This is a genomic window from Neobacillus dielmonensis (assembly GCF_000612665.1).
Classification (GTDB): Bacteria; Bacillota; Bacilli; order Bacillales; family Cytobacillaceae; genus Neobacillus; species Neobacillus dielmonensis.
Genome location: NZ_HG942061.1, coordinates 1 through 18,745 on the forward strand (window position 1 = coordinate 1; position 18,745 = coordinate 18,745).

An 18,745-nucleotide genomic window follows, 5' to 3' on the forward strand; every position below is an offset into this window, starting at 1 on the left:
AAGACTGTCGGCAAACCCAATCTTTTTCGGATTTGTCGACAGTCTGAGCTGTCCATCTTTGAATGGACAGCTTTTTTGTATTCAAAGCGAAATCTTGAAATCGTTATATTAGTTAGAAGAATACTCCGCCACTCGATTCCGCCCAGCTCGCTTTGCTCCAACATACAATGCCCGGTCCGCATGTCTTACCAATGCCAATGCATCCTCGGCATCCTCTGGAGCAGTAGCCACTCCAATCGAAACTGTAATTTTAACCTGTATCTTTTTATTGTCTTGGTCCAAAGCTTGCATAAGAGTAAATGGCCAGTTGGCGATTGATTCCCTGATGTGTTCAGCCACTTGATAAGCGTCTTGCTTCACTACATCCGGCAGCAGCACAACAAATTCTTCTCCGCCATAACGGGCTACAGTGCCTCGATTCGCCACCAGCTTATTTATTCTCCCAGCAATATCGATTAAGATTTCATTGCCGCTTTGATGGCCATAGGTGTCGTTTATGCTTTTGAAGTGATCGATATCGAGAATAATTAAGGAAAGACTTTTCCGTTCAAACCTTGTTAATTTTTCAAACTCTCTGGTTAACAGCCCTTCAAAATAACGGAAATTATACAATTTTGTCAGTGGACAGCGTTCACTTTGGATTTTGGTTCGTTCATAGTGCTTGGCATTTTCGATGGCAACTGCAAAGTAAGAACAAAGAATATCTACCATATTAAGCTGGTATTTTTCATATGCCCGTTTTCGTTTTGATGCCAGTACCAATACCCCAATGATTTTTTTACTTCTAACAATCGGAACGCATAATAGGCTTTCGGCATCATCAGGAATATAACTTTTTGCGAATTTCCGCCATTCTTTCCGCGAACTGTACAGGTAAGCCTTGTTTTCCGCCCATACCATGCCGCTGATTCCTTCGTTTTTCTTTAAAGGAGGAATTTGAGCAGCAACGACTTGTCCCTGTTCAACCATTCGGTCGACAACTAAATCATCTCCCTGAACATCAAGAATATAGGCGTAATCCACAGGAAGCATTTCGCTCAGTCTTTGAATAAACACATTCACGACATCATCCATATTTAGCCGTTCTGCCATCTGGTGACCGATTTCCGCTGCCTTCTGTAAATACTCGTTCATCTTTTGGCTAGAATAATAGAGATTAAAAATAATAGACAAGCTGACAAACGGTATGCCGACGAAAAGAATCGCCAGCAACCCTACCTGGTGATAGAGGATGTATAATACAAAACCAATCGGAAACGTCACGATTGTCGTGACGGTTTCCACGAACAAATCCTTGCTGAAGATCGGTTCTTTGCTTTTGTAAATAAAATACAGGTTAAAAGAAACAATTACCTGATTCAACAAATAGTTTAACACCGCATAAAAAGCAGCCAGCAACAATGCACTAGGGTTAGTCGATAATGAAGGGGCTAATTGTCCTCCGATTAGGTAATAAAAGGATCCGCTGACAAATGATACAAGAAAAAACATAATTAAATTGAGCGGCAGGCGGAACCATTCCCCCTTGCGTAACACTCTTAACCGCACTAGCAAAACAACAACGGAAATCTGGGCAAAAACCATTTCGAAAAACAAGCCGAATTTTAAAAAGACTACCAACGTGACCCACTGAATCAAAAAGATAAACATTTCATTAATCACAATTGGCATCGAGGCGACAATCGAAGTTAACAGCAAAAAAGCCAAAATATCCAGCCATTGTACCGAGGAAGGAGGAGGATAGGATTGATAGGTATACCACATACCAGCCGGAACGAGCAGGAGCCAAACAATAGCAATTCCCCGCTTCATAATAGGGCTTACATCATTCATTCCAATCCCCTCCCCTCTGCAAAAAGGTATTAATTCAAGATAATTTCATTTTAACAAATTTTGCAATTCTTGTCATAGAGATGTCGTAATATTCTTCAAATTTTTACAAATAAATGGTTTTACTTGTGAAATGAAATAAAGTGAGCCGGTTATCACTAAAATCCGCTCCTTAGGAAGCTGTTGAATTTCCTCCAGAAGATAAGACTGCCAGTCTTCGACAGCTACCTTATCGGGTGATTGGCTAATTTCCAGCAATTCTTGCGCTTTTGCAGCCCTTGGGTAGTCAAAACTGACAAACGCCAGATGAGAGGCAATTTTATCAAGCCGAGCAATCATTTTGTTTAGTGGTTTATCCCTCAATGCAGCAAACACTATATCAATCGATTGATGAGGAAATCGCGTAGTCAATTCATTCACTAATGCCGTGATTCCCTCATTATTATGTGCCCCGTCGATAATGATAAGCGGTTGTTGTGACAGCACTTCGAATCTTCCTGGCCAGAAGGCCGTTTTTAATCCTTCTCTGATCGTGCGTTCAGTCAGATTGGACCACCCAGTCTTTTGCAAATAGAGGGCTGCGTAAACAGCAAGGGCTGCATTTTCGGTTTGATGCTGACCGATCATGCTAATTTCCAGCTGTTCGAGCATTTTTCCATCCCAATGCAGCGTAAACATCTCACCCCTAGGCTTTGACTCATGCTGAGTGACCATAAAGTCATCCCCCAAATGATAAAGCGGCGCTTGTTGTTTCATGGCCTGCTCTTTGATGACATGAAAAGCCCCCGGATGTTTCGCCCCAGTAAAGATTGGCGTGGATGGTTTAATGATCCCGGCTTTTTCAAAGGCAATTTCTTCATAGGTATCTCCGAGAATCTTCACGTGGTCCAACCCAATATTGGTAATAATTGAGACAAGCGGGTTAATGATATTGGTCGAATCAAACCGTCCCCCTAAACCCACTTCATACAAGACGATGTCTGTTTGTTGGATATGGGCAAAAAAATAAAAAGACATCGCGGTAATGACTTCAAATTCTGTTGGTCCACCCAGCTCAGTATTTTCTAGTTCATCCGCCAAAGGGCGAATGATATTCGTCAAGTCGAGAATTTCTTGGTCACTAATCGGCTTTCCATTGACACTAATCCGCTCATTAAATTGTTCAATATATGGAGAAGTGAACGTTCCAACTGAATAGCCGCCTGCTTGAAGAATCGACCGCAGGAAGGTAACTGTTGAACCTTTTCCATTGGTACCGCCAATGTGAACTGTCTTCATTTTGGTTTGCGGATTGTCTAGCCGCTCCATCATCCATTCCATTCGCTTGAGCCCAGGCTTTATTCCTAATTTTAATCTTGCGTGAATCCAATTTAAGGCTTCTTGATAGGTAGTAAACATGTATGACACCCCTGTTTGTCCTAAAATAAAGGTAGACGAACCCATTCGGATTCGTCTCCACTTTCTATTTATCCTCTTAATTCTTTAATCCGTTGTTCTACAATACTTCTCTTTTCCAGATAGTCTTTTTCTTTTGCCCGTTCTTCCTCGACAACTGCTTCCGGTGCTTTTTTAATAAAGCCTTCATTGCTTAATTTCTTTTGTACCCGGTCGACTTCTTTAGTTAATTTTTCTACTTCTTTTTCAAGACGGGCAATTTCTTCATCAATGTTAATCAAGCCTTCAAGCGGTAAGATGATTTCCAATCCGGTGATCACGGCAGTCATTGCTTTTTCTGGTACTTCGATTTCTGTTCCCATTATTAGTTCTTCTGGATTACAGAAGCGTTCGATATAGCTGCGGTTCGTTTCAAGAGCTTTAAGGATATTTTCATCTTTCGCTTTTACAAGCATTTTGATTTTCTTGCTTAATGGTGTGTTCACTTCAGCACGGATATTCCGTACAGAACGAATCATTTCGACTAACAGCTTCATCTCTTGGGCTGCTTGGTCATCGGAAAGTTCAGGTTTCACTTCTGGCCATTTGGCAATCGTGATCGATTCCCCTTCATGCGGCAGGTTTTGCCAAATTTCTTCAGTGATAAATGGCATAAATGGATGCAGAAGACGCATGGTTTGGTCTAGAACATAAGCTAAAATTGAACGAGTCGTTTTCTTAGCTGCTTCATCTTCGCCATATAGTGGCAGCTTCGACATTTCGATGTACCAGTCACAGAAGTCATCCCAGATAAAGTTATATAACGCCCGGCCGACTTCACCAAACTCATAACGTTCTGATAGCTTCGTCACATGATCAATTGTTTCATTTAATCGGGTTAAAATCCACTTGTCTGCAACGGATTTTTCACCGCTGAAATCAATCTCTTCGAATTTCAAGCCATTCATATTCATTAACGCGAACCGGGAAGCGTTCCAAATTTTATTGGCAAAGTTCCAGGTTGCTTCTACTTTTTCCGTGCTATAACGTAAATCCTGACCTGGTGAAGAACCAGTGGATAAGAAATATCTTAAGGCATCGGCACCATATTGATCGATAACATCCATTGGATCCACACCGTTGCCTAATGATTTACTCATTTTTCGGCCTTGCTCGTCGCGTACGAGACCATGGATGAGGACATCTTTAAATGGACGAGTACCCGTAAATTCAACGCTTTGGAAAATCATCCGTGATACCCAGAAGAAGATGATATCATAGCCCGTTACGAGCGCGTCAGTTGGGAAATGGCGTTTGAAATCAGCTGCATCTGTATCCGGCCATCCCAAGGTTGAGAACGGCCATAGAGCAGAACTGAACCATGTATCTAGTACATCCTTATCCTGTTCCCAATTCTCCTCATCTGCCGGTGCTTCATGTCCTACATAAACTTCACCAGTTTCCTTGTGGTACCAAGCCGGGATCCTGTGTCCCCACCATAATTGGCGGGAAATACACCAGTCGCGGATATTCTCCATCCAGTGCAGGTAGGTTTTTTCAAAACGGTCTGGAACAAAGTTCACCTTGTCCTCTTGCTTTTGCAATTCCACGGCTGCATCGGCAAGTGGCTGCATTTTTACAAACCATTGAGTCGATAGATAAGGCTCTACGACTGCACCGCTGCGCTCAGAGTGGCCAACAGAATGCATGTGGTCTTCAATTTTAAACAGAACGCCTAGCTCCTGCAGGTCTTTGACAATTTGCTTACGGCATTCGAACCGGTCTAAGCCTTGGTATTTGCCGGCTTTTTCATTCATGATTCCATCCTCGTTCATAACGAGAATTCGCTCTAAATTGTGGCGGTTGCCGAGTTCAAAGTCGTTCGGGTCATGTGCTGGAGTAATTTTTACAGCTCCTGAACCAAATTCCATATCGACATAGTCATCCGCAACAATTGGAATTTCTCGGCCGACGATTGGTAGAATGACCGTTTTACCGATTAAATGCTTGTAACGCTCATCTTCTGGATGGACTGCAACAGCTGAATCGCCCAACATCGTTTCCGGACGGGTTGTGGCTACCTCAATGGAACCCGAGCCATCTGCCAACGGATAATTCATATGATAGAAGGCACCTTGGATATCTTTATAAATAACTTCGATATCGGAAAGAGCTGTTTTTGTTGATGGATCCCAGTTAATAATATATTCTCCGCGATAAATTAGCCCTTTATTATAGAGCTTGACAAACACTTCACGAACGGCTTTCGATAAACCTTCATCCAAAGTGAATCGCTCTCTTGAGTAGTCGAGGCCAAGCCCAAGTTTAGCCCATTGCTGGCGGATATGGGAAGCATATTCCTCTTTCCACCTCCAGGTTTCCTCAACGAATTTTTCGCGGCCTAAATCATAGCGGCTTTTGCCTTCACTGCGCAGCTTTTGCTCGACTTTTGCCTGAGTGGCAATTCCAGCATGGTCCATGCCTGGCAGCCATAAAACATCATAGCCCTGCATCCGCTTCATCCGGGTAATAATATCTTGCAGGGTTGTATCCCACGCATGGCCCAAGTGCAATTTACCTGTTACGTTCGGCGGCGGAATAACGATTGTGTATGGCTGTTTGCTCTCATCATCCTTGGCTTCAAAAAATTTGCCCTTTACCCACCAGTCATAACGCCCTTTTTCAATGGACTGGGGCTCATACTTGGTGGACATTGTTACTTCTTTTGTTTCCATCTATATTTCCTCCTTCTTATAATCCAAAACAAAAAACCCCATTCGTCGTTAAAAGGACGAATGGAGTTGCTTCGCGGTACCACCTTTTTTCCAATCAAACAAGATTGATTGGCGCTTCATCGAATAACGGGTTTCCTCCGTCTTCTGCTACTTACCTTCACAGAAGAAGCTCACGGGCGACCTTCCGATATTCCGCTTAGGAAATCTTACAGCTAGTGATTTCCCTCTCTTGAAGCGGGATGGTATCGTACTCTTCCCAGTCTTTGCTTTTGGTTTTTAAATTTATATTGTTATACTACCCAAAAAAGGGCGGTTACGTCAATCATCATGACCAATTTTTTTAATTTCCATACTATGTTAGACCTAATAAAATGTTACGGCTATCACGCAATTTGGTCTTTTCCCCTATCTAATAACTTTGATTTTTGCAGTGCCACATGTTTTAATAGCTGCTCAGACTTGGCGAGTGTTATACCGAGAATGGCCCAATACAGCGGGGCTACCGGAACGGTGCTAATATTAAAGAACGCCTGAACTAAATAACCAATGACAATAGAAATTAGCCCGTACAAAAACAGCATTTCATTTCCACTTGACATTCGAACGGCCCGGAAGGCCTTCCTTAATATTAAAAATATAAAGAATAGATATGTTAATAACGCCGGTACCCCAAGTGTAACTGCCATTTGTAAATATTCATTATGGGCTTTGTCCACCCTTTGTCCACTCAGGTAGGTCATCAGCTCCTCTTCAGTAGCAGGAAAGATAAACAAAAAAGTATCAGGACCCGAACCAATCCAAAAATATTCTGGAATCAGAGGCAAAGATTTTTCCCAGATAAAATATCGTGAAGAGCCTTCACGACCGGTACTATGCTGAGAAACCACATTAAAGGAATCTGAGACTAATGATTTAATTCGTTCGTTATATCTACCATTTTCGCTCATATTAATGAATAAAAGTAATAATACAAGTGTAATCAATATCGTCGCCCATTTTTTCCATAAAAATTTTATCTTAATTACGGCAAAAAAAGTAAGAAATAATAAACCACAGAAAACACCAAGGTATGCACTTCTAGTATTGGAGAATATAAGAGCTACAAACACAAAACATATTACGGTATAATAAAGAAACATAGTTTTTCTAGTCTCAGCTGTAATGTAGCAAGTTATAGCTGACAAAAAGACTAGAACCGAATAGGAACCAAAAAAATTCGGGTTATCAAAGAACGCATAAGTACCAGTATAATTTCTCATCATACTGTTTCTTGGCAGAAAGTCCAGTTGATAATGCTGCAAGATTCCATAAATCGATACTACTAACGACATAATTGCCAATCCTGATATGGTTTTATTCCATCTTGTTTTTCCCAAGAGTCGATATGAAAATAGAAAGATACTACAATAAGAAAAAAATGTAATTAGACCTTCCTTGCGTGTTATTAATCCATAAATCGCAGTATGCTGGTATTTTGAAAATGCCGTAGATACCTCAATTAAACAAATAAAAACAAATAAAGTATAAACTGTTAAGTTATATTTCTTCGTAGGGAAAAGGGTGCGAAACTTTCGTTTAAATAAAATATACAGCCATGAACCAAAAACAAATAAATATAGGTAATTTGTTTTGGGATCTGTGTAGTACGGGTCAAACCCCCAAGGATAAATGAGAATTGGAAATAGCAGAATAAACCAATACATGTAGGTACTCCCTTTAATTTAGTAATATAGGCACTTGTAAATGATTTCAATTTTTATCAAACCATGGTTTGTCTGCTTTGTAAAGGGAGTATTTTTAATAATAGTGGAGAATTCACACGATTGTCTGAATATATATATGGTAAATGGGCTTGAGGGGAGGTTATTCATTGAGGAACTTCCAGAAATACAAATACCGTCCCTGGTTTAAAACATTTCGCAGGATTAGCGGGCAACTCATTTTGCCATTCATTATTTTTCAATTTTTAAGGACGATTTTTCTGCCAACCGTTTTTGATATCATCTTATTATCGCTATTTATTGGAATTGCCATTTCCATCTATTTTGAAGTGTTATAGGAGCCCATCGGCGCAAACTAACTTTGCTGCTGTTGGGCTCCTTCTTTTGCTTGCTGGGCTGCTGCCTGCTGCTGAGCATCAATCTCACTCATCCGCATCACCACATACTCCGTATTTTTCAACTGCCAATAACGGTGCTGCAGCTGGCGGACAAACTTCAGCTCATTTTTCGGGCGCTGCTTGCGGTAAAACTTTTCCGCGGCTTGTAGGATGGGAATCGGGTAGGCCAAATAGCTGTAAAATAATAGTTTTTCATCAGACTTAAAAGGAAAATATTTATAATAATGATGGACCCAGTCGATCACTTCATCATTGCGCTTGGGGCTCGTGTTAAGCGCTCGTGACATGTACGGCAGCAAATCATGGATGGGCGACCCATAGCGGGCATTTTCAAAATTGATGAAAAATCCATAACCGCGGTCATCATAGAGAAAATGGTCATGAGACAGCTTTCCGTGAACAACGACCATCCGCGCCTTTTCATTATCTTTTGTTTGCTCATACCATTCTTCAAACTTTGACTTAGAAAACCGCAACGCCTGGCTGATTTCGTTGTAGTACAAGCAATAGAGCAATTCGAATGGAGACATGTAGGTCTTTTTTTCACAAACATCAATAAATCCATCGAGGAATTCTTGGTGTTTATCGAGCTGCTGAATCGTCTTTTCGTAATGCTCCGTCCGCTCTTCTTTGCTAATCGTAACTTCCTTGGCAGACAGTGTGTGGAGCCTAGCCAGTTCACGAAACAGCTGGGTTGTTTGGGACTGGCGGTTTTCGGAAAAGTCATTGGCCATCCAGGGCATTAAATAATATAGATCGTTATCATGCAACACCGCGTATCGGCCATCCATGGTCGGATAAATGGGAACAATTCGGTTGTAGCCTTTTTGGTAAAGATAATGGACATGGCGAATGAAGTCGGTACCGGTGGACGGAGATATTTTTTTCAAGGCAAACGTTCCCTTGTTGGAATAAACCTTTTGGATACTGCCATACTCTTCGACAAAGTACGGCTCTATTTGATAATACTGCAAGATTGGAGTGATCCGCTCCAACCGGTTGGATTCACTCATGAAACTCAACTCTCTTCCTTTAAATAGCAGGTAGTTTGGTCTGAAAAAAGAGACTGAGCAGGCCACAACCCGACCCGCTCAATATCGTTACACCATTTACTTTTTAGCTAAGGCAGCCGGTATATATAACACTTGGCCTTCATGGACATCCTGGTTGATCTCAAGCTGGTTCTCACGCATGAAATTATGCACGGAAACATCGTATCTTTCAGCAAGCGATTCAATCGTGTCGCCTTTTTGGACAATGCATACGCGCAGTCTTGCTGTTTGAGGACCTTCATCCTTGCGGGCAAGGAATTCGGTCAGTTTCATCGCTTTCTTCTTTTTGCCAGCTTTTACTTTTTTCTTAGGAGCTCCTTCCGAAGAGGAACTTTCTTCGTGTTCTAAGACTTCTTCTACCTCTACCAAGACCTCAGGCACCACTTCTTCAGCGGTTTCTACCTCAACGTTGACTTCCACTTTATGTTGTTCACTTCTGGCTTCTTGTAAATTCAAGGCAGGCTCGACTGGCTCAGGGTTGTATTCTTGAAATTGCCACGCAGGCTGGTGGTCTTCACTTTCTTCCATTTGCTCCGGTTGGTAGTTAAACGTCGGCAATTTAGGAAATGCCTCTATTTTTGGCTCTTCTTCCTGCTGCTTTCTTGCCTCAATTTCAAATAATACATCGTGCTCATATGGGCTCTGAGCGGCTGGCTCATCGATTTCTATTTCCTCTTCCTCATCGGATGCCTCCGTTCGGTGTACGACCTCAAATTCCGGCTCCTGTTCCTGCTGTGTTTCCGTGTCATAGAGCCCGCTAATCGTCAATTCCGCTGAAAGCTTTAAGCAGCTCCGCTCAGGCAGCGAATAATCAAACGATTCCACTAACACATCAATATCATAAACACTTTGGATGCGGTTATTTGGAATCGTAATGTCTACCGGGAACCGATGTGAAAACTCACATATCCCCTCTTCTTGTTCTGCCACTCGTTCCACAAATTTTTGGGATGGATGTTCCTGTGCCTCACTGCTGCTGTCCTTCACGTTTTTATATTCGCCAGAGAGTTCTAGCGATCCCCGTATAGTCACGTACTGATCATTTTCCTGGATGGTAATGTCTGGGTCTAGGGAAATGGAAATAAGCTCATCGACTTCCTGTCCTTTTCTAAACCACAACGATTCCTCCACGGAAAACCTAAGGTACGATTGATTCTCCTGGGACAAAGCGACTCCTCCTTTCGTTTCCTTCACGCAAAATCACTATGTCACTTACACTTTATGAGCGGATATTTTTATTTATGATAAAAAAGCCCGATTGTGTGGAAAAATTACGGGATTTCTAGGATAAGTTTTGGTAAAGACAGTTTTCTGGCTTTCTAGATGTGGTTGGGTTCGGGCTAAAAGGCTGGGCCTATCAGACATTTCCTCCATATTCTCGATCACTTTTGTCTTATAGAACTGCGGAAATAAAAAACACCCGTCGCATAAAGACGGGTGCTCCTATTATTTAAGCTTGGAAAAAGCAACTTCTGCTGCTTGAATGGTTTTGGCAATATCCTCATCAGAGTGTTCGGTTGACAAGAACAATCCTTCAAATTGGGATGGCGGTAAAAATACGCCTTGGTCTGCCATTTCAGTATAATAATTAGCAAAATAATCAAGATTAGACGTTTTGGCCGTTTCATAGTTAATGACCTCTTCGGCAGTAAAAAAGAAACCAATCATCGAACCGGAACGATTAAACGTAATCGGAACATCATACTTTTCTGCTGCGGCTGTAAAGCCTTTTTCCAGCATATCTGCTTTCCGGATAAACTCCTGATAATGCTCAGGGGTTAACTGACTTAAGGTTTCATATCCGGCAGTCATCGCCAATGGATTTCCGGACAAAGTGCCAGCTTGATAAATCGGACCGCTTGGCGCGATTTTTTCCATGATCTCGGCTTTACCACCGTAAGCTCCGACTGGTAGTCCTCCGCCAATTACTTTTCCTAAGCATGTTAAGTCTGGTGTGATATTAAAATAACCCTGGGCACAGTTGTAGCCAACACGGAAGCCAGTCATGACTTCATCAAAAATAAGCAATGCCCCGTATTGAGTAGTAATCTCACGCAAACCTTCTAAGAAGCCTGGAAGCGGCGGAACTAGACCCATGTTGCCTGCTACAGGTTCCACGATAATACAAGCGATGTCATCACCATATTTTTCAAAAGCGACTTTAACGCCTTCTATATCATTGTACGCAACTGTAATTGTATTTTTGGCAATGCTTTCTGGCACTCCAGGGCTGTCAGGAAGACCGAGTGTGGCCACGCCAGAACCGGCTTTAATTAATAAGGAGTCACCATGGCCATGGTATGAGCCTTCAAATTTTAATATCTTATTGCGGCTGGTATAACCCCGTGCAAGACGGAGCGCACTCATAGTTGCTTCTGTGCCAGAGTTGACCATCCGAATGATTTCAATAGACGGCACCCGTTCTTTAACGAGCTGGGCTAATTGATTTTCTAGCAGAGTTGGCGCGCCAAAACTGGTGCCAAGCTCGGCAGTTTTTTTCAATGCTTCGACAACTTGGTCGTTGGCATGGCCAAGGATTAAAGGTCCCCAGGACAGCACATAGTCAATGTATTCATTAGCATCAATATCATAGATTTTTGAACCTTTACCTCTTTCCATAAAAATCGGATTCATGTTAACCGACTTAAAGGCTCGGACCGGGCTGTTCACTCCACCAGGCATTAAGGTCTTAGCTTCTTTAAATGCTTCAATCGATTTGGTATACGAACGCATCCTGTTCCCTCTTTCCAACCATATTGGGTTATTGGTTTTCTCTTAACCAGCGAACGGCATCTTTGGCATGGTAGGTAACGATTAGATCAGCACCTGCGCGCTTCATGCCAACCAGCATTTCTAGAACGGTGGCTTTTTCGTCAATCCAGCCGTTTTGGGCTGCCGCTTTGATCATCGAGTACTCGCCGCTGACATTATAAATGACTATTGGTAAGTTAAAGGTATTTTTCATATCACGAACGATGTCAAGGTATGGCATACCAGGTTTAACGATTAAGAAGTCTGCTCCTTCTGCCACATCGGATTCTGCTTCTCTGAATGCTTCGATGCGGTTAGCAGGGTCCATTTGATAGGTTTTCCGGTCACCAAACTGCGGTGCGCCTTCTGCTGCTTCACGGAATGGTCCGTAGAATGCGGAAGCATATTTTACGGCATATGACATGATTGGCGTGTCTTGGAAGCCAGCTTCATCTAATCCTTTACGAATCGCCGCTACGAAGCCGTCCATCATGTTCGATGGTGCAATGATATCGGCCCCAGCTTTTGCTTGGCTGACAGCTGTTTGCACAAGTAAATCAAGTGATTCGTCGTTTAGGATTTTATCCCCTTTGACCATTCCACAGTGGCCGTGGCTTGTGTATTCACACAGGCAGGTATCGGCTACAATCAGGATGTCCGGGAACCGCTCTTTAATAAACCGTGTGGCTTCTTGGACGATTCCATGGTCGTGGTAAGCTCCTGTGCCGCATTCGTCTTTTGTTTTCGGAATACCGAATAACAATACGGATTTAATATCGTGCGCAACGATGTCTTCCATTTCTGCTTGCAGGTTGTCCAGTGAAACCTGGAAGACGCCTGGCATAGATGAGACTTCTTTGCGAATGTTTTCTCCTTCGTAAATGAATAGCGGATAAATGAAATCATCTGCGCTCAAATGATTTTCTCTGACAAGTGCTCGCATATTGGCACTTGTCCGTAACCGGCGATGACGTTTAAATTGTAAATCCATGATAAATGACCTCCAAATATGTACTACAAAAATTTTACTTGCCTATAAATCTCTCCAACTTGCGGATAGCCGTTCCTCATTTGCGGATAACGGACTTCTATTTGCGTATAGCATAACCTAACTTGCGGATAACCATTTCTTACTTGCGTATACCTTCATGTTTCTCCAAAAAACCAATCGTGCTCTCCACCATGGCTTTCACCGTATATTCCTCTGGCGAAACATGTACCGGGAGCTGATACTCCAACAACTTTTTCTCCGTTACCGGTCCTATACACCCAATGATACTGCCATTAAGCCGGCTCTCAAGCTGATTCTCCTTCACCACAGCCATAAAATGGTCCACTGTAGACGGGCTCGTAAACAACAAAATATCAAGCTGGTCCTCGGCAAGCATCTTAACTAGTTTTCCGCGGCTCTCTTCCGGCATATAGTTTTCATAAATAATGATTTCCTCTACAGAAGCGCCTGCTTCAGTGAGCGAGTCGGCGATGTATTCTCGAGCAAGATTCCCTTTTGGAATCAACACCCGCTCACCTTGGCCAACTAAGGGGAGAAACTCTTCGACGAACGCTTCCGCCACATATGCTGACGGAACAAACGCTACTTCAATTCCCAGTTTCTCCAATTCCTCAGCCGTCTTCTTGCCAATCACAGCAATCCTAGGAAGCTTTACCCTAGCCGGATCGATAAACGAAAAGAACGTATCCACTGTCACCTTACTAGTAAAGACCAGCCAATCAAACGTTTCCAGCGCCCGCAAGACTTCTTGAAGGCGCTTGTTCATTTCCACCGGACGAAAAGCAATCAGCGGAATTTCCACGGGAATTCCGCCATACTCCTTTACCAGCTGTGAAAAGGACTTAGCTTGACCTTTGCCCCTAGGGACAAGAACTTTTTTATCTAGTAATGGTAACGGGTTACTCACGACCTTCGAGCTCCCGAAGAACCCGGTCAATCAAGTCTTTTGCTCCTTTTTCAGTAAGCAAAGCAGCCGCTTGGACACCTAGTTCCTCTGGATTTTGGCCTCTAAGCTCTTCTTTAAATATCTCCTGGCCCTCTGGAGAAGCAACCAGTACGTTTAAAACTACTTCATCATTATCCTCGACACGAGCAAATCCGGCGATTGGCACCTGGCAGCTGCCCTCCATCTTTTGCAGGAATGCACGCTCAGCACGAACAGCCTTTTCAGTTTTTTGACAGGTGAATTTTTCAAGCAGGTCAAGAAGTTCCCGATCATCTTCGCGGCATTCGATCGATAACGCTCCCTGGCCGACTGCCGGGACACAAACATCGGCATCCAAAAATTCTGTCACCACTTCGCTTGTCCAGCCAAGACGGGACAGTCCAGCTGCCGCTAAAATAATTGCATCATACTCGCCTGTCTCTAATTTGGCTAATCTTGTATCGACATTGCCACGAATCCATTTAATTTCTAAATCTGGCCGTTTTGCAAGAATCTGAGCACTGCGGCGCAGACTGCTTGTACCAATAATCGCACCCGGCTTTAAGTCCATCAGCTTAACATGATCCTTGGAAATCAAAGCATCCCGGTGGTCTTCACGGAAAGGAATACAGCCAATAGTCAGACCCTCAGGTAATACAGCCGGCATATCCTTCATGCTATGAACCGCCATATCAATCTCTTTATTCACCATTGCTTGTTCAATCTCTTTAACAAACAATCCTTTGCCGCCGACCTTTGATAGAGTTACATCAACGATTTTATCACCCTTGGTGACAATCTCTTGCACTTCAAATTCATAGCGAGGGTCGATTTTCTTTAGCTGATCAATGACCCAATTTGTTTGTGTTAATGCCAACTTGCTTCGTCTAGAACCTACAATAATTTTTCGCATGATTGCCTCCTAGTAGTTATGAGTACCAGATATGAAAGGAAGATAATTGACCAAATAAAAAGAAGTTAATTAAAACGATTAAAAAAGATCCCGCATTCCAGAGTGCCAAGTTTTTACCGGAAAAGTTTTTCGCGATGCGTAAATATAAATAAATGCTGTATGCAATCAGTAAGATAAACGAACCGATGATTTTCATATCATACCAAGGCATGCCCGGGAGTTTTAAAAACGCCCATTGCAGCCCAAGAATAAGCGCCAGCAGCAGAAGCGGAACACCAATGACCGCAGATATGTAGGACAATCTCTCCAATTTTTCTAAATCAGCCAGTCTTAGCAGCCGTTTTCCCCACTTCTTTCGTTTTAACAAGTCGTATTGGATCAGATAAAGAACCGAGCAAACAAAAGACAAGGAGAACGCACCATAGGATAGGATGGCCATCGTAATATGAATCAAAAGCAATTCCGAAACAAGCTGCTTGGCCATGACATGGGAATCCGCTTGCATTGGAGCAAATATATGAATCGCCATAACCGTAAAGCCCAGTATATTGGTAAAAAAGACGATAAAATCGACTCTCAATAAGTGATTTATCAAAATTGACAATGTTATTAATATCCAGGCATAAAAATAAAGTCCCTCAAAAATCGTCAGAACGGGGAACCTTCCTGTTTTTATCATATAAAGAATTAAAAAAACAGTTTGTAAAACCCATACAAATGCAATTAACCAGAAGGCAATCCGGTTTGCCTTCCGGTTATGATGAATAAAGTCAAAAAAATACAGCAGTACGCTAATGGCATATAGAACAACCGTTAATTCATGAATCCTTGTCATAAAGACCGTAAACATCACTTTGTCCCCTTATGACAAAAAGGAAGGCTGCACGTCACGAACAGGTTTTGATTTCATTTCGGCGGCTTTCGATTGTTGTTCCTTTGCCTGTTTTTCAATATTAAAGATTTGCATGAATAATTCCATTGCCTGATCCGCATCCGGTCTTGCAGCCAATTCTTTTGCTTGTAAGATTGGATCTTTTAGCATTTGGTTCACGATACTCTTTGTGTGTTTGTTTAACACCTTGATATCGTGTTCGCTTAAATGTGGAAGCTTCCGTTCCAGACTGACCATCGTTTCCGCCTGGATGGCTAATGCTTTATCCCTTAGCGCAGAAATAACTGGGATCACACCCAGCATACCAAGCCAATGATTGAAGTCAACAATTTCTTTTTCTATCATCAACATGATTCTTTCAGCAGCTTTTTTCCGCTCCTGAAGATTGGCCTCGACGATTCCTTCGAGGTCATCGATATCATATAAAAAGATGTTTTCGAGCTCAGCAATCTGCGGATCCAAGTCGCGGGGAACCGCAATATCTACCATAAATAACGGCTTGCCCTTCCGCTGCTTCTCTACCTCCGCCATCATTTCTTTTGTAATGACAAAGTCCTTTGCACCAGTAGAGCTGATTAAGATATCGGCAGATACAAGCGCCTTTTTCAGGTCATCGATCGTTTTGGCATCCCCATTAAATCGGCTAGCTAGAGCCTTTGCTTTCTCGTAAGTCCGGTTAATGACCGTTACTTGCTCCACGCCGTTCCCATGAAGGTTCTGTGCCGCCAATTCGCCCATCTTTCCAGCACCAAAAATCAGTACATGTTTATTGGAAAGCGAACCGAAAATTTTCTTGGCCAATTCGACTGCAGCATAGCTGACAGAAACAGCATTCGCGCCGATTTCAGTTTCAGAATGGCCGCGTTTGGCTAGTGTAATGGCTTGTTTGAATAGATGGTTAAATACCGTTCCGGTTGCTGCTTGTTCTTGGGCTAGTAAAAAGCTGGTACGAACCTGTCCTAAAATTTGTGTCTCTCCGAGCACCATGGAATTAAGTCCACATGTAACAGAAAACAAATGTTCAATCGCCCCATCATCTTCATAGATGAAAAGAAACGGTGAGAATTCTTTTTGCTCGATTCCAAACCATTCGGAAAGGAACTCTTTAATATAGTAGCGGCCCGTATGAAGCTGGTCGACTACTGCATAAATTTCAGTCCGGTTACAGGTTGATAAGATGACATTTTCAAGAATGCTTTTCTTGCTGTTCAGGCGCTTAACAGCCTCCCCAAGATCTGCTTCATTAAATGTCAACTGCTCACGAATTTCTACAGGGGCAGTTTTATAGTTAAGACCAATTACGACAATATGCATTTTAAAAAGGCACCCCCAAAATTATTGCAGTATTAGCTAGAAACATTATATCACTCACATTTTCGGTAAATGCCCGAAAAATGTGAACATAAAGCGAAACTATATGGTAAGATAGATTAGCAATTAAAAGCATTAGGGGCTCGTTGTGAGTCCTGCTAATCAGTCCAAAAGTCTATGTTTTCTTTTATACTTCCTTATGTACAGTACCAAAAAACTAGAAGATATTCAAGTGAACCTTACTGGAAGTGGTGTGTTTGTTATGAAAAATCAACGGATATTCCCTGGAATCATTCTAATCGGATTTGGCGGCTATTTTTTCTTGCAACAAACTGGAATTACTATATTCCCACAATTTTTATCTTGGCCGACCTTATTAATGATTGTCGGAATCGCCTTTTTAGGTCAGGGCTATTCTGCGAAAGAATATGAAGCCATTTTACCTGGTGTCATATTGACGGGTTTCGGTCTGCATTTCCACCTTGCCGGACATGCTTCATTTTGGCCCAATAATACGAGTGGAATGCTGATTTTGCTGATTTCTATAGGACTTTTTCTACGGTTTTTAAAAACAAATTCCGGCTTGTTTCAGGCTGTTGTCTTCTTGCTATTTTCCATTCTTTTATTGTTTAACGACAAAATCATGGGTTATTTCGGGGTGCTGCAAAGCAGCATCAGTTTTATTTGGAAGTTTTGGCCCGCGCTTATCATTGTTGTTGGTGTCTATTTTTTGCTAAAGAAGAAAAAATAACCGTCCTATTCGGGGCTGTCCCATAAGTCCCTAAAATAAAGAAGGTGGAGTCGTTTTTCTCCACCTTCTTTTATGTTATTAGGATTATTTCCTGAAAGTAGCTGGGGAATGCCTGCTACTTTCAGGCTGTTATGGGCCATAGCCATTCCGAACTCGTCGTGTACTTTGTCGAGGCCCTGCAGAGAAAATCTGCGGAACGTTGAATCTTTTTTGTATTTCCTCGTTCGTTATGCAAGTAGGTTCCATATGGAATGAGAAAATCAAATCGTTGTTCCTTCTCGTCACCAACCGTATAAACATAATTTTCTTCACTTCCGTAACCCGCATCAGCTATAACTGTTTGGGGCATCGGTAACGAAGTAGCCGCCCAATTTCTCTAATGCGGGATCATACAACGTGTGTCTGTAGGCCGTTGATGGATGGAGTAAAACAAGATAAATTGATTTTCAGTCCCCATTTGCACATTATACCCTGACTTAAGTTGGCCATTTTCATATGATATTCCTTCATTCTCATATAGGTTGCGTCTTTGTCCGTTTTTGGAATAGCTGTTCCGGTCGGAAGAAATGTCATTTGGGTGTTATAACTTTCTGTAGTAGTCATTTGCTTGCTCATAAAAATCGTCCTTTCTGAAATGTTGGTGTGGTACCTTTCATTTTACAAGAAAGGATAAGACGATTTCTTTTGTGGCTTTTTTAAAAATTTGGTTATTTGGATCCCAAAACTTATGATTGCACCCTGTTGATTGGAGCGGAAGGCGCGAAGACTCCTGCGGGATGTAGAGGTCTCGGGAGACCCCGCAGGCGCAAGCGCCGAGGAGGCTCCCGGAACCTCCCCGCGGAAAGCGAAGCGCCTGGAGCGCAAATCAACAGGCCAAATCGAACCACCCAAAAAATATAAAAAGAGGGCTGTCCCAATTATTTCTGAAATGTTGGTGTGGCACCTTTCATTTTACAAGAAAAGACGGTTTTTTTGGTTTTTTTTAAAATTTGCATTTGGAGCCCAAAACTATAGATTGCACCCTGTTGATTGGAGCGGAAGGCACGAAGACTCCTGCGGGATGTAGAGGTCTCGGGAGAC

14 protein-coding genes, 1 pseudogene and 1 other annotated feature are annotated in these 18,745 nt (G+C 42.4%); of the genes and pseudogenes, 2 read left to right on the top strand and 13 right to left on the bottom strand.

Features of this window, described 5'->3' with window-relative positions; all coding sequences use genetic code 11:
• Positions 1-108: 108 nt before the first annotated feature.
• The 4 genes from BN2425_RS11415 to BN2425_RS11430 all read right to left on the bottom strand — a co-directional run bounded on the left by BN2425_RS11415 (position 109) and on the right by BN2425_RS11430 (position 7,270).
• On the bottom strand, positions 109-1,833 hold the full coding sequence (locus BN2425_RS11415; protein ID WP_081798052.1) for a sensor domain-containing diguanylate cyclase: 1,725 nt from the start codon (positions 1,831-1,833) through the stop codon (positions 109-111).
• Positions 1,834-1,905: 72 nt separating this feature from the next.
• Positions 1,906-3,228, bottom strand: coding sequence for a bifunctional folylpolyglutamate synthase/dihydrofolate synthase (locus BN2425_RS11420; protein ID WP_042459243.1), 1,323 nt, complete (start codon positions 3,226-3,228; stop codon positions 1,906-1,908).
• A 68-nt stretch (positions 3,229-3,296) separates the two neighbouring features.
• Positions 3,297-5,939 carry a valine--tRNA ligase gene (locus BN2425_RS11425; protein ID WP_042459246.1) on the bottom strand — a complete coding sequence of 881 codons (2,643 nt, stop codon included), beginning with the start codon at positions 5,937-5,939 and terminating at the stop codon, positions 3,297-3,299.
• A gap of 49 nt (positions 5,940-5,988) precedes the next feature.
• Positions 5,989-6,212, bottom strand: a binding site (T-box leader).
• Positions 6,213-6,322: 110 nt separating this feature from the next.
• Positions 6,323-7,270 (bottom strand): O-antigen ligase family protein, encoded by a 948-nt coding sequence (locus BN2425_RS11430; RefSeq protein WP_195891928.1) that lies wholly within the window; start codon positions 7,268-7,270, stop codon positions 6,323-6,325.
• A gap of 539 nt (positions 7,271-7,809) precedes the next feature.
• Here BN2425_RS11430 and BN2425_RS11435 point away from each other — a divergent pair.
• Positions 7,810-7,998 carry a hypothetical protein gene (locus BN2425_RS11435; RefSeq protein ID WP_042459248.1) on the top strand — a complete coding sequence of 63 codons (189 nt, stop codon included), beginning with the start codon at positions 7,810-7,812 and terminating at the stop codon, positions 7,996-7,998.
• 17 nt (positions 7,999-8,015) lie between these two features.
• On the opposite strand, the gene ysxE is transcribed toward BN2425_RS11435, so the two are convergent.
• From ysxE to hemA, 8 genes are all read right to left on the bottom strand, one after another.
• Positions 8,016-9,071 (bottom strand): spore coat protein YsxE, encoded by a 1,056-nt coding sequence (gene ysxE / locus BN2425_RS11440; protein ID WP_042459251.1) that lies wholly within the window; start codon positions 9,069-9,071, stop codon positions 8,016-8,018.
• 96 nt (positions 9,072-9,167) lie between these two features.
• Positions 9,168-10,277 carry a stage VI sporulation protein D gene (gene spoVID, locus BN2425_RS11445; RefSeq protein ID WP_042459254.1) on the bottom strand — a complete coding sequence of 370 codons (1,110 nt, stop codon included), beginning with the start codon at positions 10,275-10,277 and terminating at the stop codon, positions 9,168-9,170.
• Positions 10,278-10,556: 279 nt separating this feature from the next.
• Positions 10,557-11,843: a glutamate-1-semialdehyde 2,1-aminomutase gene (gene hemL, locus BN2425_RS11450; RefSeq protein ID WP_042459256.1), complete on the bottom strand. Its 1,287-nt coding sequence runs from the start codon at positions 11,841-11,843 to the stop codon at positions 10,557-10,559.
• Between the two features lie 28 nt (positions 11,844-11,871).
• The gene (gene hemB / locus BN2425_RS11455; RefSeq protein ID WP_042459259.1) at positions 11,872-12,852 is read right to left on the bottom strand and encodes a porphobilinogen synthase; all 981 of its coding nucleotides are present in this window, start codon (positions 12,850-12,852) and stop codon (positions 11,872-11,874) included.
• Positions 12,853-12,991: 139 nt separating this feature from the next.
• Complete coding sequence (locus BN2425_RS11460; RefSeq protein WP_042459262.1) at positions 12,992-13,780, bottom strand: uroporphyrinogen-III synthase; 789 nt, start codon at positions 13,778-13,780, stop codon at positions 12,992-12,994.
• Complete coding sequence (gene hemC / locus BN2425_RS11465; RefSeq protein ID WP_042459265.1) at positions 13,773-14,711, bottom strand: hydroxymethylbilane synthase; 939 nt, start codon at positions 14,709-14,711, stop codon at positions 13,773-13,775. The genes BN2425_RS11460 and hemC overlap by 8 nt, the downstream gene beginning before the upstream one ends.
• A 16-nt stretch (positions 14,712-14,727) precedes the next feature.
• Positions 14,728-15,561, bottom strand: a complete 834-nt coding sequence (locus BN2425_RS11470; RefSeq protein ID WP_042459268.1) for a cytochrome C assembly family protein — start codon at positions 15,559-15,561, stop codon at positions 14,728-14,730.
• A 12-nt stretch (positions 15,562-15,573) separates the two neighbouring features.
• Complete coding sequence (gene hemA / locus BN2425_RS11475) at positions 15,574-16,917, bottom strand: glutamyl-tRNA reductase (RefSeq protein ID WP_042459271.1); 1,344 nt, start codon at positions 16,915-16,917, stop codon at positions 15,574-15,576.
• Positions 16,918-17,176: 259 nt separating this feature from the next.
• Here hemA and BN2425_RS11480 point away from each other — a divergent pair, with 259 nt between their 5' ends.
• On the top strand, positions 17,177-17,665 hold the full coding sequence (locus tag BN2425_RS11480; protein WP_042459289.1) for a LiaI-LiaF-like domain-containing protein: 489 nt from the start codon (positions 17,177-17,179) through the stop codon (positions 17,663-17,665).
• 205 nt (positions 17,666-17,870) lie between these two features.
• Here the strand turns inward: BN2425_RS11480 and BN2425_RS23615 are convergent.
• Positions 17,871-18,224, bottom strand: a pseudogene (locus tag BN2425_RS23615) (transposase); the annotation flags it as partial.
• Positions 18,225-18,745 lie beyond the last annotated feature (521 nt).